Annotated in this window: 22 protein-coding genes and 1 other RNA gene; 6 read left to right on the forward strand and 17 right to left on the reverse strand. The window is 71.5% G+C overall.

Translation table 11 applies throughout. The features are described from left to right. Positions 1–67: 67 nt before the first annotated feature. Positions 68–490, forward strand: a complete 423-nt coding sequence (locus ACWEVP_RS26475; protein WP_452065228.1) for a YybH family protein — start codon at positions 68–70, stop codon at positions 488–490. Positions 491–540: 50 nt separating this feature from the next. Here the strand turns inward: ACWEVP_RS26475 and ACWEVP_RS26480 are convergent, their stop codons facing one another. From ACWEVP_RS26480 to ACWEVP_RS26530, 11 genes are all read right to left on the reverse strand, one after another. After that, positions 541–1,653, reverse strand: coding sequence for an ABC transporter ATP-binding protein (locus ACWEVP_RS26480; protein ID WP_452065229.1), 1,113 nt, complete (start codon positions 1,651–1,653; stop codon positions 541–543). Beyond that, entirely contained in the window at positions 1,650–2,645 is a 996-nt protein-coding gene (locus ACWEVP_RS26485) for an ABC transporter ATP-binding protein (protein WP_452065230.1), read from the reverse strand. Before ACWEVP_RS26485 ends, ACWEVP_RS26480 begins: the two co-directional genes overlap by 4 nt. 6 nt (positions 2,646–2,651) lie before the next feature. Beyond that, entirely contained in the window at positions 2,652–3,581 is a 930-nt protein-coding gene (locus ACWEVP_RS26490; RefSeq protein WP_452065231.1) for an ABC transporter permease, read from the reverse strand. Beyond that, complete coding sequence (locus tag ACWEVP_RS26495) at positions 3,578–4,579, reverse strand: ABC transporter permease (protein ID WP_452065232.1); 1,002 nt, start codon at positions 4,577–4,579, stop codon at positions 3,578–3,580. The genes ACWEVP_RS26490 and ACWEVP_RS26495 overlap by 4 nt, the downstream gene beginning before the upstream one ends. Before the next feature lie 83 nt (positions 4,580–4,662). After that, entirely contained in the window at positions 4,663–6,342 is a 1,680-nt protein-coding gene (locus tag ACWEVP_RS26500) for an ABC transporter substrate-binding protein (RefSeq protein WP_452065233.1), read from the reverse strand. Positions 6,343–6,670: 328 nt separating this feature from the next. Continuing rightward, positions 6,671–7,207: a uridine kinase family protein gene (locus ACWEVP_RS26505; RefSeq protein ID WP_452065234.1), complete on the reverse strand. Its 537-nt coding sequence runs from the start codon at positions 7,205–7,207 to the stop codon at positions 6,671–6,673. A gap of 4 nt (positions 7,208–7,211) precedes the next feature. Beyond that, positions 7,212–7,646: a DUF2304 domain-containing protein gene (locus ACWEVP_RS26510; protein WP_452065235.1), complete on the reverse strand. Its 435-nt coding sequence runs from the start codon at positions 7,644–7,646 to the stop codon at positions 7,212–7,214. 12 nt (positions 7,647–7,658) lie between these two features. Next, positions 7,659–8,360: a glycosyltransferase family 2 protein gene (locus ACWEVP_RS26515; protein ID WP_452065283.1), complete on the reverse strand. Its 702-nt coding sequence runs from the start codon at positions 8,358–8,360 to the stop codon at positions 7,659–7,661. A gap of 59 nt (positions 8,361–8,419) precedes the next feature. Further along, positions 8,420–10,399 carry a DUF6541 family protein gene (locus ACWEVP_RS26520; RefSeq protein ID WP_452065236.1) on the reverse strand — a complete coding sequence of 660 codons (1,980 nt, stop codon included), beginning with the start codon at positions 10,397–10,399 and terminating at the stop codon, positions 8,420–8,422. 62 nt (positions 10,400–10,461) lie between these two features. Beyond that, entirely contained in the window at positions 10,462–11,766 is a 1,305-nt protein-coding gene (locus tag ACWEVP_RS26525) for a lipopolysaccharide biosynthesis protein (protein ID WP_452065237.1), read from the reverse strand. Positions 11,767–11,774: 8 nt separating this feature from the next. After that, complete coding sequence (locus tag ACWEVP_RS26530) at positions 11,775–12,797, reverse strand: glycosyltransferase family 2 protein (RefSeq protein WP_452065238.1); 1,023 nt, start codon at positions 12,795–12,797, stop codon at positions 11,775–11,777. Between the two features lie 71 nt (positions 12,798–12,868). On the opposite strand from ACWEVP_RS26530, the gene ACWEVP_RS26535 reads away from it, so the two are divergent. Then, the gene (locus tag ACWEVP_RS26535; RefSeq protein WP_452065239.1) at positions 12,869–13,978 is read left to right on the forward strand and encodes a UDP-N-acetylglucosamine 2-epimerase; all 1,110 of its coding nucleotides are present in this window, start codon (positions 12,869–12,871) and stop codon (positions 13,976–13,978) included. Positions 13,979–14,037: 59 nt separating this feature from the next. Further along, positions 14,038–14,595: a glucosaminidase domain-containing protein gene (locus ACWEVP_RS26540; protein ID WP_452065240.1), complete on the forward strand. Its 558-nt coding sequence runs from the start codon at positions 14,038–14,040 to the stop codon at positions 14,593–14,595. Here the strand turns inward: ACWEVP_RS26540 and recR are convergent. Continuing rightward, entirely contained in the window at positions 14,592–15,188 is a 597-nt protein-coding gene (recR, locus tag ACWEVP_RS26545; protein WP_364014686.1) for a recombination mediator RecR, read from the reverse strand. The two genes, ACWEVP_RS26540 and recR, sit on opposite strands and share 4 nt — an antisense overlap. A gap of 5 nt (positions 15,189–15,193) precedes the next feature. Further along, positions 15,194–15,553: a YbaB/EbfC family nucleoid-associated protein gene (locus tag ACWEVP_RS26550; RefSeq protein ID WP_452065241.1), complete on the reverse strand. Its 360-nt coding sequence runs from the start codon at positions 15,551–15,553 to the stop codon at positions 15,194–15,196. 78 nt (positions 15,554–15,631) lie between these two features. On the opposite strand from ACWEVP_RS26550, the gene ACWEVP_RS26555 reads away from it, so the two are divergent. Next, complete coding sequence (locus ACWEVP_RS26555; RefSeq protein WP_452065242.1) at positions 15,632–16,492, forward strand: N-acetylmuramoyl-L-alanine amidase; 861 nt, start codon at positions 15,632–15,634, stop codon at positions 16,490–16,492. On the opposite strand, the gene ACWEVP_RS26560 is transcribed toward ACWEVP_RS26555, so the two are convergent. Beyond that, positions 16,477–16,830 carry a winged helix-turn-helix transcriptional regulator gene (locus ACWEVP_RS26560; RefSeq protein ID WP_452065243.1) on the reverse strand — a complete coding sequence of 118 codons (354 nt, stop codon included), beginning with the start codon at positions 16,828–16,830 and terminating at the stop codon, positions 16,477–16,479. The two genes, ACWEVP_RS26555 and ACWEVP_RS26560, sit on opposite strands and share 16 nt — an antisense overlap. Before the next feature lie 49 nt (positions 16,831–16,879). Here ACWEVP_RS26560 and ACWEVP_RS26565 point away from each other — a divergent pair, with 49 nt between their 5' ends. Beyond that, positions 16,880–17,311, forward strand: a complete 432-nt coding sequence (locus ACWEVP_RS26565) for a TIGR03618 family F420-dependent PPOX class oxidoreductase (protein ID WP_452065244.1) — start codon at positions 16,880–16,882, stop codon at positions 17,309–17,311. Between the two features lie 4 nt (positions 17,312–17,315). Here the strand turns inward: ACWEVP_RS26565 and ACWEVP_RS26570 are convergent, their stop codons facing one another. Together ACWEVP_RS26570 and ACWEVP_RS26575 are read right to left on the reverse strand one after the other, a co-directional pair. Continuing rightward, positions 17,316–19,535, reverse strand: a complete 2,220-nt coding sequence (locus tag ACWEVP_RS26570) for a DNA polymerase III subunit gamma and tau (protein ID WP_452065245.1) — start codon at positions 19,533–19,535, stop codon at positions 17,316–17,318. Positions 19,536–19,578: 43 nt separating this feature from the next. Beyond that, the gene (locus ACWEVP_RS26575) at positions 19,579–21,129 is read right to left on the reverse strand and encodes an ALF repeat-containing protein (RefSeq protein WP_452065246.1); all 1,551 of its coding nucleotides are present in this window, start codon (positions 21,127–21,129) and stop codon (positions 19,579–19,581) included. Between the two features lie 55 nt (positions 21,130–21,184). Here ACWEVP_RS26575 and ACWEVP_RS26580 point away from each other — a divergent pair, with 55 nt between their 5' ends. Next, positions 21,185–22,060 (forward strand): spermidine synthase, encoded by an 876-nt coding sequence (locus tag ACWEVP_RS26580; protein WP_452065247.1) that lies wholly within the window; start codon positions 21,185–21,187, stop codon positions 22,058–22,060. Between the two features lie 214 nt (positions 22,061–22,274). On the opposite strand, the gene ffs is transcribed toward ACWEVP_RS26580, so the two are convergent. Further along, positions 22,275–22,369: signal recognition particle sRNA small type (gene ffs / locus ACWEVP_RS26585), an RNA gene on the reverse strand. Positions 22,370–22,376 lie beyond the last annotated feature (7 nt).

The raw sequence follows: 22,376 nt of genomic DNA on the forward strand, positions 1-22,376 counted from the left end.
GGTGTCGAAATCCGCGCGGCGGTGCCTACGTCCCCTCCGAACACCGACCACACCCCAGGAGGATGGCATGACCGAGCAGCGAATCCGCGACTTGATGGCGGCGCGTGCGAAGGCGATGACCGCCCGCGACGCCAAGGCGCTGGCGGCGCAGTACGCACCGGACGCCGTGGCGTTCACACTGGCCCCGCCGCTGGTGCACCACGGCGAGGACGTCGACGCCCGCGAAGCGTGGTTCGCCGGCTTCGACGGTCCGATCGAGTACGAGACCCGCGACCTCGAAATCACCGTGGGCGGCGGCGTCGCGTACTGCCACGCGCTCACCCGGCTGTCGACGACGCCGAAGGGCATGCCGCAGCCGTTCGAGCTGTGGTTCCGGTCCACCGTCTGCTTCCGCGAGGAGGACGGCGACTGGCGGATCACCCACGTCCACGACTCGACGCCGTTCCACATGGACGGCTCGATGAGCGCGGCGCTCGACCTCAAGCCGTGAAAAAGGGCCGGCCGGGGCGAAAACCCCGGCCGGCCCCGGAAAACGAGAACTCAGAGGATCTCGGCGGCCGTGCCGACGTCCGGCGGGCCCAGGTCGGGGTTCAGCGCCCCGCTGAGCTCCACCAGCTCCGGCTCGACCTCGTGCGGCTGGATGCGCCCGTCGCGGATGTCCTCCGCGTAGTGGCACGCCACCCGGTGCCCGCCGCCGATCTCACGCAGCTGCGGGCGGTCGGTGTCGCACAGGCTCGCCTGCCGCCACGGGCAGCGCGTGTGGAACCGGCAGCCCGATGGCGGGTTGGCCGGCGAGGGCAGGTCGCCCGCCAGCAGGATCTGCTCGCGGGTGTCCTCGACCTGCGGGTCCGGCACCGGGATGGCCGACAGCAGCGCCCGCGTGTACGGGTGCAGCGGCTCCCGGTAGAGCGAGTCCGCGTCGGTCTCCTCGACCAGCGCGCCCAGGTACATCACGCCGATGCGGTCGGAGATGTGGCGCACCACCGCGAGGTCGTGCGCGATCACCACGTACGTCAGGCCGAGCTGGTCCTGCAGGTCCTCCAGCAGGTTGACGACCTGGGCCTGCACCGAAACGTCCAATGCGGACACCGGCTCGTCGGCGACGATCAGGTCCGGCTCCACGGCCAGCGCCCGCGCGATGCCGATGCGCTGGCGCTGCCCGCCCGAGAACTCGTGCGGGTACTTGCGCAGCGACGTCTCCGGCAGGCCGACCGCGGCCAGCAGCTGCCGCAGCCGCCGCTGGGTGGCTTCCTTGTCCTGGTCGAGGCCGTGCGCGTGCATGCCCTCGAGCAGGATGGACTCGACCGACTGGCGCGGGTCCAAACTGGACATCGGGTCCTGGAAGATCATCTGCATCCGGCGCCGGGCCTTCCGCAGCTCCTCGCCCTTGAGCTGGGCGACGTCGGTGCCGTCGAACTTGACGGAACCGGCGGTCGGCTCGTTGAGCCGCAGGATCGCCCGGCCCAAAGTGGACTTGCCGCAGCCCGATTCGCCCACCAGGCCGTAGGTTTCGCCGCGGCGGATGGCCAGGTCGACGCCGTCGACCGCGTACACGTGCCCGACCGTCCGGTCGAACACGATGCCGCGCTTGATCGGGAAGTGCACCTTGAGGTCGCTGACCTCGAGCAGCACGTCACCAGCAGGACGGGTCATCGGGCTCCTCCTCCCGCCGCGACCGCGGGCCGCACGGGGTTGTGACAGCGCAGCAGCGTGTTCCGGTCGGGCACCAGCTGCGGCTGGACCTCGCGGCAGACCTGCAGCGCGTTGGGGCAGCGCGGCGCGAACGCGCACCCGTGGTCCCACGGGATGTTGTCGGCCACCGAGCCCCGGATGGGGATCAGCTTCTCGCCGCGGCCCGCGTCGAGACGCGGGATCGAAGCGAGCAGGCCGTGCGTGTACGGGTGCCGCGGCTCGGCGAAGAGCTGGTGCCGCTGCGCGCGCTCGACGATCTTGCCGCCGTAGAGCACGTTGACCTCGTCGCAGAGCCCGGCGACGACGCCGAGGTCGTGCGTGATCATGATCAGCGCGGTGCCGGTGTCCTGCACCAGTTCCCGCAGCAGCGCCAGGATCTGCGCCTGGATGGTGACGTCCAGCGCGGTGGTCGGCTCGTCGGCGATGAGCAGCCGCGGCCGGCACGCCAGCGCGATCGCGATCAGCGCGCGCTGCCGCATCCCGCCGGAAAGCTGGTGCGGGTACTCGGAAAGCCGGCGCGACGGGTCGGGGATGCCGACCTTGTCGAGCAGGTCCACCGCTTCGACGGACGCCGCCTTGCGCGACATCCCGCGGTGGCGCTCCAGCACCTCGGTGATCTGGAGCCCGATCGGGATGACCGGGTTCAGCGAGGACAGCGGGTCCTGGAACACCATGCCGAGGTCGCGGCCGCGGCGGTCGCTCATGTCCTTCGTGGACAGCTTGAGCAGGTCGGTGCCTTCGAAGCGCACCGAACCGCTGACCTTGTTGCCGCGCTTGGCGAGCAGCCGCATGATCGCCAGCGACGTCACGGACTTGCCGCAGCCGGACTCGCCGACCAGGCCGACCGTCTGGCCCGGCTCGACGTCGAAGCTGACCCCGTCCACCGCGGTGAACGGCTGCTCGCCGCGCCGCTGGAACACGACCGAAAGGTCGCGGACTTCAAGGAGTGCCATGGGTTCTCACCGCCTGTTCTTCGGGTCGAGGGCTTCGCGGAGGGACTCGCCGAGCAGCGTGAACCCGAGCGCGACGACGATGATCGCGATCGCGGGGTAGTACGCCAGCTCGGGCCGGACGTCGAGGAACTGCCGGGCACCCTTGCTCAGCATGATGCCCCACTCCGCCCGGTTCGGGTCCGGGTCGCCCAGACCGAGGAACGACAGCGCCGCGGCCTCGAGGATGGCGGTCGCCAGGGTCAGCGTCGCCTGCACGATGACCGGGCCGAGCGAGTTCGGCAGCATGTGCCGGAACACGATCGCGCCGCGCTTCACACCCAGCGACGTCGCCGCGAGGACGTGGTCGCTGCCGCGCTGCACCAGCATCGAACCGCGCAGCAGCCGCGCGAAGATCGGCACCCCGATCAGCGAGACGGCGAGGATCACCGTCCACTGGCTGGGCTTGGCGAACAGCGCCGCGACCGAGATCGCCAGCAGCAGCGACGGCACCGACAGCATGACGTCGACCAGTCGCATGAGGACGGTGTCGACCCAGCCGCCGAACGCGCCGGCGAGCCCGCCGATGATGACGCCGAGCAGCACGCCGATCACCGTGGCCAGCACGCCGACCAGCAGGGTGTTCTGCGCACCGGCGATCAGCCGGGACAGCTCGTCACGGCCGAAGTCGTCGACGCCCAGCGGGTAACCCGGCTGCGCGCCGGGGATGATCCCCTGGCCGAGAGCGACCTTGTCCTGCAGGTACCGCTCGAACGGGTCCTTGGGCGCGACCAGCGGCGCGAACACCGCCAGCAGCACGAACAGGCCGGTGATCACGCCGCCGGTGATGGCGACCGGGCTGCGCAGCATCCGCCGCAGGGCCTCGCCGCCGAGGCTGTGCCCGCTCGCCGCGGCGAGCTTGTCGATCGGCTCTTTCTTCTTGTTCAGCAGAGTGTTCATCGCACACGCACCCTCGGGTCGATGATCCCGTACGAGACGTCGACCAGCATGTTCACCAGCACGTAGACCAGCGCCCCGAACAGCAGCAGCGCCTGGAGCCGGGGGTAGTCACGCCGTTCGATGCCTTCGGCCAGCAGGAACCCGAGGCCGCGGAAGTTGAACACGCGCTCGGTCAGCACCGCGCCGCCGAGCAGCGCGCCGGTCTGGAGGCCGATGGTGGTGACCACGGGCAGCAGGCCGTTGCGCAGCACGTGCCGGCGGCGGACCACCGACTGCGTGAGGCCCTTGGAGTTGGCCGTGCGGATGAAGTCCTCGTTGAGCACTTCGAGCACCGACGCGCGGGTGATCCGGGTGATCACCGCGAGCGGGATGGTCGCGAGCGCGAACGCCGGGAGGATCAGGTGCTTGATCGCGTCCCAGACGGCGTCCCACTCGCTGGTCATGATGCCGTCGAGGACGGCGAAGTTCGTGACGGCGGTGGCGTCGAGCCCGGCGGTCTGCCGTCCCTGCGACGGCAGCCCCAGCGGGCCGGCGAGCAGGTCCTGCATCATGTAGCCGAGGAAGAAGACGGGAACCGCGACACCGATCAGCGTCAGCACGATGATCACGTTGTCAGCGGCGCCACCGCGGTAGCGGGCCGAGAGGTAGCCCGCCGGGATGCCGATGACCACCGCGACGATCATCGCGGAGATCCCCAGCTCGATGGTGGCCGGCAGGAACGTGCCGATCTCCGACATCACCGGCTGGGTGGAGACCAGCGAGGCGCCGAAGTCACCGGTGACGGCGCGGCCGAGGAACTTGAAGTACTGGATGATGACCGGCTGGTCGAGCCCCAGCACGTGGTTGAGGTTGGCGATCTTCTCCGGCGTTGCCTTGTCGCCGAGGAGGGCGGCCGCGGGCCCTCCGGGCAGCGAGCGGAGCCAGGCGAAGACCAGGATGGACAGGATGAGCAGCGTCGGTATCGCTTGTAGCAGCCGACGCACGAGAAAACGGAGCACTTGGTGTCCTTTGGGGCCAGCCCGGGAGGTACGGGCATGGGGTGGGCGCGGTAGCACCCACCCCATGCCTCACAGGTGGAACGTCAGTTGACGGTGACGGTGTTGAACCGCTCGTCGGTCAGCGGACTGGCGACCAGGCCCTTGACCTTCGGGCCGACCACGATGGCGGGCGGGCCGTAGGAGATCGGGATCGCGGGCAGGTAGTCCATGATCTGCTTGTTCACTTCCTGGTACGCCTTGGCGTGCGCGTCGCCGGCGGGCGAAGCGTCCGCGGCGGCCAGCGCCTGGAACAGCTGCGGGTTGTCGAACCCGAACTCCGGCTTCTTGCGGCCGAAGAAGGTGCCGACGAAGTTCCCGGCGTCGTTGTAGTCACCGGTCCAGCCGAGCAGGTGCAGGTCCTGCTTGCCGAACTTCTGCACGTCGTCCTTGTAGCCGCCGTTCCACGGCTTGGCGACGGCCTCGACCTTGATGCCGATGGCCTTCAGGTCCTCGGAGATCGACGTGAAGACGTCCGCCGGGTTCGGCATGTACGGACGCGTGACCTCGGTCGGGTAGTAGAACTTCAGCGTCAGGTTCGTCGCGCCGGCTTCCTGGAGCAGCTGCTTGGCCTTCGCCTGGTCGTACGGGTACTTGGTGACGTCGTCGGTGTAGCCGGAGATCGTCTTCGGGACGAACTCGGTGGCCACCTCGGAGCCCTCGGGCAGCTTGCTCTTCACGAACTGCTCGCGGTTGATGCCGTAGGCCAGCGCCTGGCGGACCTTGACGTCCTTCAGCTTCTCCGCGGCCGGACCGGACTGGTTGATGCCCAGGTACAGCACGTTGAACGGCGGACGCACGAGCACCTGCTCGCCGTCGCCGCGCAGCAGGTTGTAGTCCGCGGGCGCCGGGTAGTCGTAGCCCTGGATGTCGCCGGCCTTGAGCGCCTGCTTGCGGGCGTTCTCGTCCGGGATGACCTTGAAGATCAGCTTGTCGAGCTTCGCCGTCTGCGTCGGGCTGGTGTCGTTCTTGACGAGGGTGATCTCACCCTTGCCCTGGTCCCAGCTTTCGAACTTGAACGGGCCGGTGCCGACCGGGTGCTTGTTCGCGTACTCGCTGTAGGTGAACGAGTCACCGCTCTGGGTGACCTGGTCCGCGTTGTACTGCTTCAGCGCGGCCGGGCTCTGCATCGAGAACGACGGCAGGGTGAACGCCGCCGGGAACGCGCCCTTGGCCTTGTTCAGGTTGAGGACCGCGGTCGCCGGGTCCTTCGCCTCGCAGCTCTTGTAGACGGGGTCGCCGTACTCGTCGCTCTCGTTCTTGGCGAAGCCGCCGAAGACGTCGGCGTAGTAGATCATCTGGCTCTGGGCGGCAGCGCCCTTCATGTTGAACCAGCGGTCGAAGTTGAAGCAGACGGCGGTGGCGTCGAACGGGGTGCCGTCGGAGAACTTCACGCCCTGCTTGAGGCTGAAGGTCCAGGTCTTGCCGTCGTTGCTCGGCTCCCACTTCTCGGCGAGGGAGGGCTCGAGGTCGGCGGTGCCCGGCTTGTTCTGGATCAGCGTGTCGAAGATCTGCCGCGTGATCCGGAAGGTCTCGCCCTCGTCGTTGAAGATCGGGTCGAACAACTTCGGGTTACCGGCCGCACCGAAGATCATCGTGCCCCCGGAACCACCCCCCGCGCCCTCTTCACGCTTGGATTCCGCACAAGCGGACAGCGAAACCGCGAGCGCGCCGGCGAGCCCGATCAGGGCCACGCGGCGTGTTCGGGTCAGCCGCAATTGCTGCATCTGGCACCCCTTGGGAGATGTTCGGGATCAAAGTCACCGTCCGGTCGGTCAGGAACTCGACGGACGATCGGTGTGCCCCGCGACACTAGCGGGAACTCGGCCCAGGCTTAAGTACGTGAGGTTACGATCGCGCTACGTGGGCACCGATTTGACCGCAATGTGTCCGTAAATCGTGACAAAATGTGACCGTTTGGGGCCCGCAACTCCGCCCGGTGCCGGATCACTAACTCAGATGGCGGTACCAACGTTAGCCCAGCCGTGATGGCGCAACCGTTATTTCTTGATCGATCCGGAGAGTCACCCTCACGCTCGGTGACCGCACGAACCCCTACGAAAGTCGGGTGCCGGCGGCCTCGGCGGTGCCGTCGACGGCGAACCAGCCGCGCTCGAACCGTTGCCAGCGGCCCAGTTCGGCCTGTGCGGCCGCGCCGTCACGCGCCACGGTCCGGGCCAGCCGGCCGGCCTCCGGGCCGCCGGAAAGCCAGCAGAGGTGCGAAAGCAGGGGTCTCGCCGAAGCGCGGCCGCTCGAAACGCCCTCCAGCACCAGGACGTCCGGCACGGGCACCCGGACGAGCTCGCCGGGCCGTGGCGTCCCGCTTGTCCAGTCCATCCGCCGGTAAGCGCCTTCGACGCCGTCCGCGAGGGGCCGCAGGACGCCGTCCACCAGCCGCGGCCACCAGGAAACCGGGTCGTCCCACGTCGCGAAGGCGTCGGTGCTCACCAGCTCGGTCCGGCAACCACGGGCACGCAGCCGCGTGACGACCTCGGCGGCCAGTGTGGACTTCCCCGCGCCCGACGGGCCGTCGATGGCCAGCAGGCGCACCGCCCCCAGCCGCGCGGGCGCGGCGAGCAGGGCGTCGATCACGCGGTCACTTGCTGACGCGCTCGACCTCGGGGAGCCCTTTGACGTCGTCCGGCGCGGTGGTCCGCGCCTCCAGCTCGGCGATCCGGCCCGCCAGCTCGCGCTTGGCGTCCTCGAGCTCGCAGCGCAGCAGCGCGATCTCCTCGACCGACGTGCGCACCTCCTCCTCCAGGTGCCCGACCTCGGTCGAGAGGTGCAGCGACACCAGGGCCAGCACGACGCCGGCGAGGAGGAAGACGAAGTTCGACGGCGTCTGCACGCCGGTGTGCTTGGCGAGGAATTCGGCCGCCTGCGGCAGCACCGCGAGGACGACCACGCCGACCGCGACGATGAGCCACACGCCCGCGTACTTCTCGCGCAGCTTCCGCCGCCGCATCATCTCGAGGACGACGAACAGCACGACACAGGCGACGACGATGCTGAGGACGCGCCAACCCTGCATTTCTGCTTCCCCTTACGCCGAGTCGGACGAGTCGACCGCGGGCCGGCGGCGCACCAGCGCCAGCAGCAGCGCGAGCCCGGCCCGGCTCAGGTAGACGGCGGACTTGACGGGCGAGTGGCTGGGCGTGCCGCCCGCGCGCTCCCGCATGACGACCGGGATCTCCTTGATGGTGAGCTTGGCCCGGATGGCCATCACCAGCGACTCGACGGTGTCGCCGAGGTACTCCGCCGGGTAGTAGCCGGCGAACAGCCGGATCGCGCGCGGCCCCATCGCCTTGAACCCCGACGTGACGTCGGTGAGCTTGGTCTTCGCCAGCCGCGAGAACACGAGCGAGAGCGCGACCATCGCGTACTTGCGCGGCCCGCTCGCCTTGTACGAGCCCTTGCCCGCGAACCGGGAGCCGATCACGATGTCGGCGTCGTCCAGCCCGCGCAGCAGCGCGTCGAGCTCGTCGGGGTCGTGCTGGCCGTCCGCGTCCACCTGCACGACGACGTCGTACCCGCGGGCGGCGGCGTAGCGGAAGCCGGTGCGCATCGCGCCGCCGACGCCCAGGTTGACCGCGAGGCGGGCCACCTCGGCCCCGGCCGCGCGGGCGAGCTTGGCGGTTTCGTCGACCGAACCGTCGTCGACGACCAGCAGGTCACCGCTCGGCAGAGCGCGTTTCACCTGGTCGATGACCGAAGCGACGCTCGCGGACTCGTTCAGCGCGGGCATCACGATGAGCACGCGGCGGCTGGTCACGGAGGTGCTGGACACGCGATCACTCTAGCCTTTCACTGCCCGTTACCGGCTGCGGACCCTGGAGCCGCACCAGCTGCGACGACGCCCTGCTGGCCCTCGATCTCGTACACGGTCGCGCCCGCGTTGCGGAACACGACCTTGAAGCCGGGGGTCGTGTCGAGGTGGCTCAGGCCGGGCCCGTTGAACGTGTCCTTGGTGACCTTGCCCGCGCCGACGAAGACGTACCGGACCTTGAGGTCGGTGAGCAGTTCCCGCACGTGCGGGAACTGGTCGATGTCGTCGAGGTAGACGCTCAGGTAGCCGGCCGGGGTGTTGCCCTCGGCGCCGTAGAACGTCCACTCGACCGGCTGGACGCCGTCGAGCGCGTACATCCAGACCGAGCCGTCGGCCTTGCCGTTCATCACCCGCTCGCCCGGCGCGACGTGGCCGGCGAGCCAGTCGAACGCCTGGCGCTCGTCGTTGCTGACCGTGGGGCCGCCGTTGTAGTTCTGCTGCAGCCGGGCGGCGTTGCGGCCGATGTACCCGCCGCGGCTCAGGCCGCCGATGACGACCACGAGCAGCACGACACCGACCGCGGTGAGCGTCGCCGGCGAGACGTTGGGCAGCCGGGCGCCCGCCTTGCGCGCGATCCAGCGGGCGGCGGTGTCGGTGAACTCGCCGAACGCGACCGCGCCGGCCAGCGGGACGAGCGCGCCGATCCGCCAGTGGTCGTTGTAGAAGACGCCGGTGAGGGTGTGGATGAGCGGCGTCTCGAGCGAGACGGTGGCCGCGAACAGCCCGCCGAACACGACGTAGGCGGCGACCATCCACAGCATCCGGCGGTGCTTCACCAGCAGGAAGATGCCGATCAGGGCGGGCACGCCGATCCACCACTGCGGGAACGCGGCCATCGGCGAGAAGGTGAGGGTCTCCCCGAGGCCGCCGGTGACGGTGGCCTCCGACGCCCAGTACGCGCTGGTCACGCCGCCCGCGTTGTACAGCGAGGGCAGCGCCAGCGGCAGCCCGCACACGACGGCGAGCGCGACCGTGGCCCCGAGCGAGGCCGCCGACCGGCGCCAGTCGATGCGCTCGAACTTGAAGAGCACCGCGAGCAGGATCAGCAGGAAGTACACGACGACGACGAACGCGACGCTGGTGTGCAGGCCGATCAGGCCCGCGACGCCGACGCCGATCGCGACCGGGCCGGAGATCCCGCGCGGCTCCAGCAGCCGCCGCCCGAGCGCGAGCATCGCCGGGATGAGCGCGACACCGGCGACGTACGGCCAGAGCGGGCCGCGCCACAGCGAGTCGTACGGGAAGTTGCTGAAGGACGCCGACACCGCGGCGGCCGCCGCGACCGCCAGCGTGGGCATCCGCCAGACGTGGCACATCGCCGCGACACCGATCGGCACGCACAGGATGACGGTGAGCGCGCCCATGTTCAGCGTCGGCATCATCGCCAGGCCGGCCTTGTCGAAGACCAGCGCGAGCAGGGCGTGGTAGGTGTCCGGGTAGAAGTAGTTCGTCTGGTTCGGCAGGTTCGCGATGGTGCCGACGGTCGAGGGCCGGGCGTCGCCGTGCTCGGCGATCCAGCGGACGAGGTTGGCGTGGAACGGCGCGTCCCAGCCCTGCTGGACCTGGTTGAGGCCGCGGGCGCCGCGCAGGAACGTGACGATCCCGACGAGGCTGCCCGCCCCGACGCCGGCGCCGATCAGCAGGTGCTCGCGCAGCGAGCGGGCGGGGGCGGCCGCCTCCGCGTCCTTCCCGGCCCAGTCCGGGTGGCGGCGCGCGGTGAAGCGCTGGACCAGGAAAGCGAGCCCGAAGCCGGCGACCGACAGCACGAGCGTCCACAGGGCGACGTCGAGCGCCGTCCAGCGGATGCCGAGCCCGCCGAGCACCGGGACACCCAGGCTGACGATGCCGAACGTGAGGATCGGCGCGGCCGCGGCGAGCAGCCAGCCGCGCAGCCGGATCGCGGCCCCGAAGACGAGACCCGGCAGCCAGAAGGCGAGCACGACCAGAAGTACGTTCATGGTTTTCCGCTGTCCAACCTCACCGGCGCCTCACGCCGACCCTGTCCCGGATTCAGCCGGGGTCACCCTACTGGGACGTCCGGAGCGGGCCGCACGTTGCCCGGCCGTCGCAGCACGAACACCAACACGACGACCAGGCCCAGCGTGGGACCGCCGGCCAGGCCGGCGACCGCCTTGAGGATCGGGTCGCCCGGCACGAGCAGCAGCGTCGCGGCGGTGGCGACCGCGACCACGGCCCAGGTGACGAGCACCTTGTTCGCCTCCTTGCGGGCCACCAGCACGGCGGTCATCAGCTGCAGCGCCGTGAGCAGCACCGCGCCCCACACCATCCACGCTACCCACCAGCCCTGGGCGACGAAGCCCGAGCCGTAGAGCAGGGAGACCAGCCACGGCCCGATCAGCCAGCCGACCAGGGCGCCGACGACGCCGAGGGCGACCGTGCCGAGCGCGCCGGCGGCGAGCAGCTTCCGCAGCCGGTGCCTGCCGTCCTCGGTGCCCGAAAGCCGGACCACCGTCGGCACGGCGAGCGCCTGCAGCGGGGAGAGCAGCAGCAGCGGCACGCGGGACACGGTCAGCGTCGCGAAGAGGACGCCGACGTCGCGTTCGGAGCCGCCGGGCGCGAGCAGGCTCACCATCGCCGGGTAGCCGGTGATGACGCTCGCGGTGAGCGCGGCGCCGACCAGCAGGACCAGGATCCGGCCGGTCACCGGCGCCCAGCCCTCGCCGTCGGCGTGCGGGTCGACCAGCCCGGAGACCGGCTTGACGAACAGCAGCCAGGCGAACGAGCCCGCCGCGGCGGCGATCGCGAACGACGTCACGCCGGTGAGCCCGGCCGCGGCGATGCCGAACAGCACGAGCACGCGGACCGCGGCCTCGGCCACGACCAGCCAGGAGTACGGCTTGATCCGCTGCTGCCCGACCAGCAGGCCGCGGGCGGCGAACTGGCAGGCGAACGAGATCGCGCCGCAGAGCACGATGACGCCGAGCGCGGTGTTCCCGTTGTAGAGCCGGTCCGACAGCACCGGCACGGCCATCGTCAGCGCGGCGACGACGGCGACCGTCACGGCTCCGACGGTGAGGGCGCGCAGCGCGGGCTTGCCCGCCTTGCCGCCGTCGAGCGCGGCCACCGCCGACTGGCGGGACAGCTCCTGCTCCAGCGGCGACAGCGCGCTGCCGAGGCCCATCAGGATGCCCCAGAACGACAGGTAGACCTTGCTGTTCTCCGGCCCGAGCCAGCGGGTGGCGAGCAGGGTCAGCACGTAGCCGAGCGCGATCGCGACCAGCAGCGAGATGCCGATCTTCCCGGCCGAGCGCCCGGTCTCCTTCGCCAGGCTGCGCCCGTCGGCCTCGTCGGACTCGTGGGTCACCGGGGAGCTCATCGTCCCCGCCGCCGGCGGGCGCGCAGCGCCATGACCAGGCCGCGGACCGCACCGGCGCCGAAGCCGGCGCCGAACACCGGGGCGAGCTTCGCGACGGCCTTGGCCTCGGCGTTCGTCGCGCCGAAGCGCGTCACGGCGGCACCCGCCGCGGCCGAACCGGCGGCCGCGAGCACCACGGCCGTCTTCGGCTTGCGCAGCGCCAGGCCGAGGCCCAGCACGCCGACGCCGAACGCGGCGAACAGGCCGTTGCGGGCCGGGCCCGGCGAGCCGAGGTAGGAGTCCACGAAGGTCGTCCCGCGGAAGTAGGCCTGCGCGGCGAACTTCTTGAAGCTGTCGCGCCCGTGGTAGGTCGCGGAGAACTCCGGGGCGAGGAAGATGCGGTGGCGCTCGGCGATCCAGCGCAGGACACCGGTGTCGTCACTGGCGAAGCGGACATCGTCGAAGAGCGAGACGAAAGCGTCCGAAGCCGCTTCGAGAACGCCGCGCGGCGCGGAAAAGAATCCGGTGCCCTTCGGGAAGAGGTCGAACTCCTCGATGCCGAAGGACATCAGGCGCGGGTCGGCGCAGTAGCGGCGCCAGGGAATCTTCACCAGCCCGGCCATGAAACCGGCGTACGGGTTGCTTTCGGAGGCGACGTTGACGTGCCCGTTCCACACCGTCCGCTCGGGGTGGTCGACGAGCTGGTCGCGCAGGAAGGTCAGTGCGCCCTCGTCCACCACGACCCGGCTGTCGAGCAGCAGGATCTGGTCGCCGGCGGCCTTGGCGATGCCCGCCCGCCGGGCCTCGTAGCGGCCCGCGTTGGCCTGGCTCAGGACGGTGATGCCGTGGCGTTCGCGCAGCTCGTCGAGCCGCGACGGTGTCGCGTCGGTGCTGCCGTCGTCGACGACCACGACCTCGATCGGCCAGTTCGCCGTCTCGGCCGAGACGAGCAGCGCGCCGACACTGCGTTCGATCCAGTCCTGCTCGTTGTAGACCGGGATGACGACGCTGAGCGAGGGGAGGAGCGGGTTCGCACTCACCGTGCCGAGGCTACCCGGCGGCCCCCGTGGCGGGTCGGCCAGTATCCTTGCGCCACCGCACCCGACCAGAAATGGGCTTCACGGTGATTTCCTTCATTCTCGGCACCACCGCGGAACTGATCAAGATCGCGCCCGTCTACCACGGGATCCGCGAGCGCGGGATGCGGCCGAAGATCTGGTTCACCGCGCAGCACGTCGACGAGGTCGCCGACGTCCTGGCCGACCTGAACATGCCGGAGCCGGACGTCTGGCTGGTGCCGGAGGACAAGGCGCACAACCTCGAGTCGCCGGCGCAGGTGCCGGGCTGGGCCGCGCAGGTGCTGCGCACCGCGTGGAGCCGCCGCCACGAGCTGCGCGCCGCGCTGACCGAGGACGGCCGTCCCCCGCTGGTGCTGGTGCACGGCGACACGTTCACCACGCCGTACGGCTCGCTGATCGGGAAGCGGATCCTCAAGTCCCGCGTCGGGCACGTCGAGGCGGGCGCGCGGTCGGGCAGCATCCTGTCGCCGCTGCCGGAGGAGCTGAACCGCAAGATCGCGGCGAAGATCGTCGACATCCACTTCGCGCCGAGCGCGCGTGAGGTGAACAACCTGCGCAACGCCCGCGGCGTGGTCGTCGACACCGAGGCGAACACGGCGATCGACGCGATGCGGCTGGCCATCAACGGGCCGCTGGACGTGCCGGACCTGCCGGAGAAGTTCGGCCTGGCCACGCTGCACCGCTTCGAGCTGGTCTCGCGCCCGGACAAGTACCGCGAGGCGCTGGAGATCCTGCGCGAGCAGAGCCGCAAGATGCCGATCCTGTACATGGCGGGCGCGCCGGAGCGCGAGAAGATCCGCTCGCTGGGCATCGGGAACATCTTCGACGACCAGTTCATCGTCCAGCCGAAGATGCGGTACCTGAAGTTCCTGCCGCTGGTGGCGCGCGCCGAGTACGTCGTCACCGATTCGGGTGGTCTTTCGGCGGAGTGCTACTACCTGGGTCTGCCGTGCGCGGTGCACCGCGAGCGCACCGAGACGCCGCAGCACCTCGGCGAGACGGTCGTGCTGACCGAGATGCGCGGCGACAAGCTGCAGAACTTCCTCGACACGTACCAGAACCGGCGTGGCGAGTCCTGGATGGACAAGTACCACCCGTCGGAGATCGTCGTCGACACGCTGGCGCAGCTCGGCTACTGCTGAGGGTCTCTTCGGGGTGATCCCGGTCGCCGCTTCGGGGGCGATCGGGCAGCTTGTCCGCCATGATCCACATCGGACTGGCGGCGGTGCTGGTGGTGGTCCCGCCGATCGACCAGACGTCGGTGCGCGACGCGGCGCTCTCCTCCGGCTTCCAGGAGGCGTACGTCGATTCGACGAGCCCGATCGCGCGGGCGATCCACGCGGCGTACGACATCCCGGCGTCGGTGACGGTCGCGCAGTCGATCCTGGAGTCGAACTGGGGCCGCAGTAAGCTGTCGGTGAACGAGCTCAACTACTTCGGCTTCAAGTGCGTGACGCCGGCGAGCCCGGGCCCGATCGCGGTGCGGTGCGCGCGGTACCCGACGACGGAGTGCGTTCCGTCGCCGTGCCACCCGGTGGATGCGTTCTTCCGGTCGTACGCGTCGGTTTCCGACTCGTTCCGCGACTACGGCCGGCTGTTGACGACTTCGGCGAACTACGCGGCGGCGTTGCCGGTGCGCGACGACCCGGACGCGTTCGTCCGGGCGGTGGCGCGGAAGTACGCCACCGACCCGGAGTACGCGGACAAGGTGATCAGGTTGATGGACCTGTACGACCTGCGCCGCTTCGACGCCGGCTAGAGCACGCGACGGCCCGAGAGCGCGCGGCCCAGGGTCAGCTCGTCCGCGAACTCCAGGTCACCGCCCATCGGGAGGCCCGACGCCAGCCGCGTCACGCTCAGGCCCGGGAAGTCCCGCAGCATCCGCACCAAGTACGTCGCCGTCGCCTCGCCCTCCGTGTTGGGGTCCGTGGCGATGATGATCTCCTTGATGTCCGCCTCACCGATGCGCTTGAGCAGCTCGCGCATCCGCAGCTGCTCCGGCCCGATGCCCGACAACGGGTCGAGCGCGCCGCCCAGGACGTGGTAGCGGCCCTTGAACTCCCGCGTCCGCTCGACCGCCAGGACGTCCTTCGGCTCCTCGACCACGCAGATGACCGTGAGGTCGCGGCGCTCGTCGCGGCAGATGCGGCACTTCTGCTGCTCGGAGACGTTGCCGCACACCTCGCAGAACTGCACGCCCTCCTTGACCTTCCCGAGCACGTCCTGCAGCCGCGCGATGTCGGCCGGGTCGGTGGCCAGCAGGTGGAACGCGATCCGCTGGGCGCTCTTCGGCCCGACCCCGGGCAGCCGCCCGAGCTCGTCGATCAGGTCCTGGACGACACCTTCGTACAAGTTCGTCAGCCGCCGAAGCCGAGGCTGCCGAGGTCCGGCATGCCGCCACCGCCGCCGAGCCCGTTGGCCAGCGGGCCGAGCTTCTGCTCGGTGAGCTTCTGCGCGTTCGCCGACGCGTCGCGCACCGCCGCGACGACCAGGTCGGACAGCGTCTCGACGTCGTCGGGGTCGACGACCTTCGGGTCGATCTTGAGGTTCTTCAGCTGGCTGTCACCGGAGACGGTCGCGGTGACCAGCCCGCCGCCGGCGCTGCCGGTGACCTCGGTGTTGGCGAGCTCTTCCTGGGCCTCGACGAGCTTCTGCTGCATCTGCTGCGCCTGCTGCATGAGCTGGGAAATGTCGAAGCCGCCGCCGGGTTGCGCCATGATTCGCTCGGTCCTCTCTGCACGCCTGTGTCAGCCACCAGGGTAGTCGCGCCACGCGGGGTGGCGGGCTGTGGCACCGTGGTCGCCGTGCGACGCGCGATTGTCCTCTTCCCGCTGGCCGGTGCTCTGCTGCTCACCGGCTGCTCCGGCGACGTCCCGGTGGCGCCGGCCTCCTTGACCACCAGGACGGTCACGCCGACGACGGTGACGTCCACCCCGCCGGGTGCTCCGGCATCGGTCACGCCGTCGCCTTCGCCGTCGCCGGTCGCCGCGCCGCCGCCGGTCGCGACCGGGAAGGTCGTCGTGCTCGATCCCGGGCACAACGGCGGGAACGGCGCGCACCCGGCCGAGATCAACCGTCAGGTGCCCGCCGGACGCGGTCAGACCAAGCCGTGCAACACCACGGGCACCGCGACCAACGCGGGCTACCCCGAGCACGCGTTCACCTGGGACGTCGCGCAACGGGTCGGGAAGGCGTTGGCCGCCAAGGGGATCCGCGTCGTCTACACGCGACAGAACGACACCGGCGTCGGGCCCTGCGTCGACCGCCGGGCGGCGATCGGCAACGAGGCGAACGCCGACGCGGTCGTCTCCGTCCACGCGGACGGCTCGACCGCGGCGGGCGCGAACGGCTTCCACGTGGCGTATTCGTCGCCGCCGTTGAACGCGGCGCAGGGCGAACCGTCGACGAGGCTGGCGCAGGTGGTCCGGGACACGCTGCGCACGAGCGGTTTCAGCACGTCGAACTACATCGGCGGCAACGGCCTGTCGGCCCGCACGGACCTCGCGGGCCTGAACCTTTCGACGCGTCCGGCGGTGCTGGTCGAGTGCGGCAACATGCGCAACGCGGCGGAAGCGGCCCGGATGACGAGCCCGGAGGGGCGGCAGCAGTACGCGTCGGCGATCGCGGCGGCGATCGAGGCCTACCTGGCTTCCTGAGCCGCGACGACGGCGTCGCCGTTGACCGTCGCCCACTTCGTGAGGACACCGATGGGCTCGACGAGGGTCTGCCCGAGGTCGGTCAGGCAGTACTCGACGCGCGGCGGCGCCTCGGCGTACGCGCGGCGGTCGACGAGGCCGTAGCCCTGCAGCTTGCGCAGGGTCTGGGTGAGGACCTTGCGGGAGATGCCGCCGATGAGGTCGACGAGCTCGCCGTGCCGCCGCGGCCCGCGGCTGAGCGCGAACACGACGACGACCGCCCACTTGTCGGCGATGATCTCGATCGCCAGCCGGGCCGGGCAGTCGGCGAGGAAGACGTCGCCGGGGAAGTCACCCATGCTCCTCAAGGTACCGAGCGGTACCTATCGGATTCCTAGTCTCGAGGACATGGAACTTCCCGAAAGCAGCCACCGCCTGTTCGAGCGGCCGTTCAACGCCGTGCTGACGACGATCAACCCGGACGGCTCGCCGCAGACGTCGATGGTCTGGGCGAGCCGCGACGGCGACGAGATCGTGATGGGCATGGAGGGACGGCGGCCCAAGGTGCGCAACATCCGCCGCGATCCGCGGGTGACGGTGCTGATCGAAGACCACGACGGGCACGACGAGCGTGGGCTGCCGCAGTACCTGCTGGTCCGCGGGACGGCCCGGGTCGTCGGCCCGGACATCGCCGAGGAGTTCACGGCGTTGATGGACCGGCAGGCCCAGCGGTACCTCGGTGTCCCGAAGTACGTGCTGGGCAACCAGGGCTCGCCGACCGCGGTGATCGTGCGGATCACCGCGGACCGGGTGACCGGCATCGGCCCCTGGGCGTCGTGACCCGTCAGTCCAGCGGGCGGGCGCCGAGGTGGTCGGAGATCAGCTTGCGGGCGACCTCGTCCGGGTCCTGGTCCGGCGGCGGTGGGGGCGGCGGCGGGGCGGGGCTGGCGTCCTCGTTGTAGAGGTCTTCGTCGTCCTCGTCGGCGGGTTCCGGGGGCAGCGGGATGTCCGGCTCGCTCGTGGTCACCTTCGGCCGGGCCGGCGCGGCGGGGGCCGGGGCGGGCGCGGGCCGGGCGGGGACCGGCGCGGGAGCGGCCGCGGACTGCCGGGTGAACGACCGCTCCGGCGCGGGCGCGGCCTGCTGGGCACGGGCGGCGGGCGCGGCCGGGGCGGTGCCGTGGACGCAGCGGACCTGCCAGTCGCCCCCGAGGACGTCGGTGAGCGCGCCGGCGATCTTGCGGGCGTTGTCCTGGTCGGACAGGCGGCGGGCCAGCGGTTCGGACTTGTGGGTGAGGGTGAGGGAGTTGCCCTCGACGCTCGCCACGGTGGCCTGGGTGAGCATCGCCTCGAGGCTCCGGCCGCCGGTGAACTTGCGCAGGGCGGTCATGAGCTGCGGCCAGACGTTCCGGATCCCGGCGGCGTCGAGCGCACCGGAAGCGGCGGGAGCGGCGGCTTCGGCCGGGGCCGGGGCGGGCTGGGGCGTGGGAGCAGACTGCCCCGCCGGAGCGCCGCCACCCGGGGTGCGCGGAGTTCCCCAGCCGCCATCGCCCGGCTGGCTCGGGGAGGCCTGCCCCGCCCCACCGGCGGCGGCCGCCGCCGGCGTGCCACCGCCCGGGGTGCGCGGCGCTCCCCAGCCGCTGTCCGCGGAACTGGTCGCCGAGGCCGCAGCAGCGCCCTGCCCCGCCGAAGCGCCGGCGGCGGAGGGCCGCCCCGGCGAGGTGCCGGGGTCGGCCGTCGGGGCCGAAGCGCTTGCCGCCGCCGGTGCCGGTCTCGGCGGCTCGGGAGCCGCCGCCGGGGCCGGGGCGGCCGAGGCCGGGCGCTGCGAGGGCCTCGAGAACTCCCTCTCCGGCGTCGCCCGCACCGGGGGCTCCACGCCACCCTCCGCGGGCGCTCCGCCCCCGCCGGCCACCGTCGCCCGGCGTTCCAGCCTCTCGATCCGGGCCAGCAGCGCCTTCTCCGCCTCCGTCACCGACGGCAGCAGCATCCGCGCGCACAACAGCTCGAGCACCAGCCGCGGCGAGGTCGCGCCGCGCATCTCCAATAGTCCATTGTGGACGATGTCCGCGTACCGGGACAGCGTCGCCAGGCCGATCCGCTCCGCCTGCGCCACCATCCGGGACAGCTCTTCCTCCGGCGCGGACACCAGCCCGCCCGCCGAATCCGGCACCGCGCGCAGCAGCACCAGGTCGCGCAGGCGGTCCAGCAGGTCCGTCGCGAACCGGCGCGGGTCGTGGCCCGCCTCCGCGAGCTTCTCCACCGTCGAGAACACCGTCGCGGCGTCCTCCGTCGACAGCGCGTCGACCATGTCGTCGATCAGCGCGACGTCCGTGACGCCCAGCAGCGCCACCGCGCGCGAGTACGAAACGCCGTCCGGGCCCGCGCCCGCCAGCAGCTGGTCCAGCACCGACTGCGTGTCGCGCGCCGACCCGCCCCCCGCGCGGATGACCAGCGGGTACACCGCCTGCTCGACCTGCACGCCCTCGGCGGCGACGTTGCGCTCCAGCAGCTCCCGCATCGAGCTCGGCGGGATCAGCCGGAACGGGTAGTGGTGCGTGCGCGAGCGGATGGTGGTCAGCACCTTGTCCGGCTCGGTCGTCGCGAAGATGAAGATGACGTGCTCGGGCGGCTCTTCCACGATCTTCAGCAGGGCGTTGAAGCCCTGCGTGGTGACCATGTGCGCCTCGTCGATGATGAACACCCGGTACCGCGACTCGGCCGGCGCGTAGAACGCCTTGTCCCGCAGTTCACGCGCGTCGTCGACACCACCGTGGCTCGCCGCGTCCAGCTCCGTGACGTCGACGCTGCCCGGCCCCTCCGGCGCCAGCGCGCGGCACGAGTTGCACTCGCCGCACGGGTCCGGCGTCGGCCCCTTGGCGCAGTTCAGCGAGCGCGCCATGATGCGCGCGCTGGACGTCTTGCCGCAGCCCCGCGGACCCGAGAACAGGTAAGCGTGGTTGATCCGCCCGGCGGACAGCGCCGTGCGGAGGGGTTCGGTCACATGCTCCTGCCCGACGACCTCGGCGAAGGTTGCCGGACGGTACTTGCGGTACAGCGCGAGAGCCACCTCGCGAGGGTACCGGGCACCACCGACAACCTTCGCCGTGCGGTCAGGGCAGCTGGGCCAGGAGCGCGTTCACCTTGGCGACGTGCGCCGCGGTGAAGGCGTCCCGCGCCCGCGCCTTGCCCAGCTCGCCGTCCAGGTACGGCTGCAGGCCCGCCCGCGGGCCGTCGAGCACGCCCTGCGCGACGGCCTCAACTTCGGGACCGTCGGACAGCGTCCGGGTCACGTAGACGTCCAGGTCGATCAGGTGCGCTTCGTACCGGCCGTGGGCGAGGAACTCGCGGATGTCCGCGACGGTGCCGTCGAGCGCGTTCTGCGCCCACGACTTCGTCGCCGGGCCACCTGCCGCCATGATCTGGTTGACCTCGACGCGGTCGTCGGTGTCGCGGCCCGGGTAGTCGCCCGTGCGCAGCAGCGCGGCGACCCCCGCGTACGGCCCGGCGAGCGCGTCGCGAGCGGCCTGGCGCAGCCCCGGACGGGCCGTGGTGTCGGCCGCGATCGCCGCGACCGCGGCGCGGTCGTCGGTCTCCTGCGCGGCGGCCAGGCCGGTGCGCACGAAGGCGACGACGTCGTCGTCGGTGCCGCTCAGCGCGGCGCGGGCGGCGTTCTTGACGGCGGCGCCGCCGTTGCGCAGCAGGTAGACCGCCGCGCGACGGCCGTTCGGCACGGTCAGCGCCGGGTCGGCCGCGTCGGCGAGCAGCTTGTCGTTGTCCGTCTTGGCCTGCGCCGCGCGGGCGGCCGCGTCGCGGGCCTCCTGCTGCGCGGTGGCCTCGGCCCCCGCGGCCGCGCGGCCGTCCTGCTGTCCCTTGGCCCGCTGGGCGGCGAGCCGGTCGGTGTTCGCCTGCCGCGCGTCCGACGCGAGCTTCCTGGCCCGCTCCTCGGCGAGCCGGACCACGAGCGGGTGGTGGGCGGCCGCGGCCGCCTTGGCGCCGGAGACCTGGTCCTGGATCGCGGCGAGCTCGGTGTCGCCGTCGGCGGCGACCTTCCGCCAGAGCGACAGGAAGTACCGGACGTCGGCGGGGGTGCCGTCGAGCGCGGTCTGGGCGGCGGCCTTCACCTCAGGGCCGCCGGCGGCCATGGCCTGGCTGGCCGTGACCCGGTCGTCGACGTCCTTCGCCAGCTGGAGGCCGGTCTCCAGGAACGCCCGGACGTCGGCGGGTGTGCCGTCGAGGGCGCGCTGGGCCCGCTCGTTGACGGTCGGGCCGCCGGTGCTCATGGCCTGGCCGACGGCGATGCGGTCGTCGGCGATCCGGGCCTGGGCGAGGCCGGTGGCGAGGAACGCGCGGACGTCCTCGATGGTGCCGCTGAGCGCCTGCTGGGCGGCACGCTTGGCGACCGGGCCGCCGGTGGACAGGACCTGGGTGACCAGCACCCGGTCGTCGTCGTCGCGGGCCTGCTGGCGGCCGGTGGCCAGGAAGGCCTGCAGATCGGCCGGGCTGCCGAGCAACGCCGCCTCGGCGGCTCTCGCCACGCCCGGCCCGCCGGTTTCCAGGTACCCCACGGCCTGGGCCCGGTCGGGCAGGACGTCCGCGGCCGCCGGCGTCGCGAAGACACCGGCGGCGAGCGCCGCGGCGACGATTACTGCGTTCGCACGCAAGGAAAACCCCCTCGATCGATGATCGTTCCGTCCCTTTATCGCGCGGGGAGTCGGAATGTTTCCGATACGCTGCGACTTCGTGAGTCGTTCGCGGAATCCCGGTCCGGCGCCCGGGCGGTACCCGGTCCGCTTCGGGACGGCGGAGCTGCTGCGGGACGCCGACCGCGGCAACGCGTGGCTGGTGTCGGTGGACGGCGTCGCGCAGTCGTACGTCGACCTCGACGACCCGGCGAACCTGGAGTTCGACTACGTCCGGCGGTTCGGCGACGTCGTGGACCAGCTGCCGCCGGGCCCGGTGGACGCGCTGCACATCGGCGGCGCGGCGTGCACGCTGCCGCGGTACGTGGCGGCGAGGCGCCCGGGGTCGCGGCAGCTGGTGTTCGACGCGGACGGCGAGCTGGTGGAGCTGGTTCGCGCCCAGCTGGGCCTGCGGATCCCCGGCGTGCGGGTCCGGATCACGGACGGCCGGGCGGGCCTGGCGACCCGCCGCGAGGACTCGGCGGACCTGGCGGTGGTGGACGCGTTCGAGCGGGCGACGCTGGCGGGCGGCCTGGCCACCCTGGAGGCAACACGCGCGATCGCGACGATCCTGCGCCCGGCAGGCATCTACCTGGCGAACATCACGGACGGCTCGGGCCTGCCGTTCGCACGCCGCTTCCTGGCGACACTGCGCGAGGTGTTCCCCGAGATCCTCCTGCTGGCGGACCCGGCGGTGCTGAAGGGCCGCCGCTTCGGCAACCTGGTGTTCGCGGCCTCGGCGGCCAGACTGCCAACGGCAGAAATAGCCCGCCGCACGGCCTCGGCAGCATTCCCAACGCGCTACGTAGGCGGAGCGGAGCTACAGAGGCTGGCGGGCCGGGCAGCCCCGATAACGGACGAGGACCGCCCACCATCCCCCCACCCCCCAGACGACGTACTGGGCCTGTTCTGAGAGAAGACCCACAAACCCCGCAAGAAAGGCCGCGGCAGACCACCACACCCGCGAGGAAGGCCACGGCAGACCACCACACCCGCGAGGAAGGCCACGGCAGACCCGAGAACCCGCGAGAGAGGCACCGTGGGGGTCCGGGGGCTCGGCCCCCGGGTGAAAGGACGAAGTGAAGGGCCCGGCGAAGGGGCGAAGCCCCGAGAGCCGGAGCCGGAAACGAAGGGGACCCCGCGCACCCATCAGAGCCTGCTTATCCTTGCTGCCTTCCGGCCCTGGGGAGGTTCACAGGGTGGACGCCGCGCGGGGTCCGTGGATCAGT

Source organism: Amycolatopsis sp. NPDC003865 (assembly GCF_053605345.1).

What these genes read in the sequence shown, in the direction of transcription:
- ACWEVP_RS26475 (WP_452065228.1), top strand. Translation starts at nt 68, where the DNA reads ATGACCGAGCAGCGAATCCGCGACTTGATGGCGGCGCGTGCGAAGGCG.
- ACWEVP_RS26480 (WP_452065229.1), bottom strand. Translation starts at nt 1,653, where the DNA reads ATGACCCGTCCTGCTGGTGACGTGCTGCTCGAGGTCAGCGACCTCAAG.
- ACWEVP_RS26485 (WP_452065230.1), bottom strand. Translation starts at nt 2,645, where the DNA reads ATGGCACTCCTTGAAGTCCGCGACCTTTCGGTCGTGTTCCAGCGGCGC.
- ACWEVP_RS26490 (WP_452065231.1), bottom strand. Translation starts at nt 3,581, where the DNA reads ATGAACACTCTGCTGAACAAGAAGAAAGAGCCGATCGACAAGCTCGCC.
- ACWEVP_RS26500 (WP_452065233.1), bottom strand. Translation starts at nt 6,342, where the DNA reads ATGCAGCAATTGCGGCTGACCCGAACACGCCGCGTGGCCCTGATCGGG.
- ACWEVP_RS26510 (WP_452065235.1), bottom strand. Translation starts at nt 7,646, where the DNA reads ATGCAGGGTTGGCGCGTCCTCAGCATCGTCGTCGCCTGTGTCGTGCTG.
- ACWEVP_RS26515 (WP_452065283.1), bottom strand. Translation starts at nt 8,360, where the DNA reads ATGCCCGCGCTGAACGAGTCCGCGAGCGTCGCTTCGGTCATCGACCAG.
- ACWEVP_RS26520 (WP_452065236.1), bottom strand. Translation starts at nt 10,399, where the DNA reads ATGAACGTACTTCTGGTCGTGCTCGCCTTCTGGCTGCCGGGTCTCGTC.
- ACWEVP_RS26535 (WP_452065239.1), top strand. Translation starts at nt 12,869, where the DNA reads ATGGGCTTCACGGTGATTTCCTTCATTCTCGGCACCACCGCGGAACTG.
- ACWEVP_RS26540 (WP_452065240.1), top strand. Translation starts at nt 14,038, where the DNA reads ATGATCCACATCGGACTGGCGGCGGTGCTGGTGGTGGTCCCGCCGATC.
- ACWEVP_RS26550 (WP_452065241.1), bottom strand. Translation starts at nt 15,553, where the DNA reads ATGGCGCAACCCGGCGGCGGCTTCGACATTTCCCAGCTCATGCAGCAG.
- ACWEVP_RS26560 (WP_452065243.1), bottom strand. Translation starts at nt 16,830, where the DNA reads ATGGGTGACTTCCCCGGCGACGTCTTCCTCGCCGACTGCCCGGCCCGG.
- ACWEVP_RS26565 (WP_452065244.1), top strand. Translation starts at nt 16,880, where the DNA reads ATGGAACTTCCCGAAAGCAGCCACCGCCTGTTCGAGCGGCCGTTCAAC.
- ACWEVP_RS26580 (WP_452065247.1), top strand. Translation starts at nt 21,185, where the DNA reads ATGTTTCCGATACGCTGCGACTTCGTGAGTCGTTCGCGGAATCCCGGT.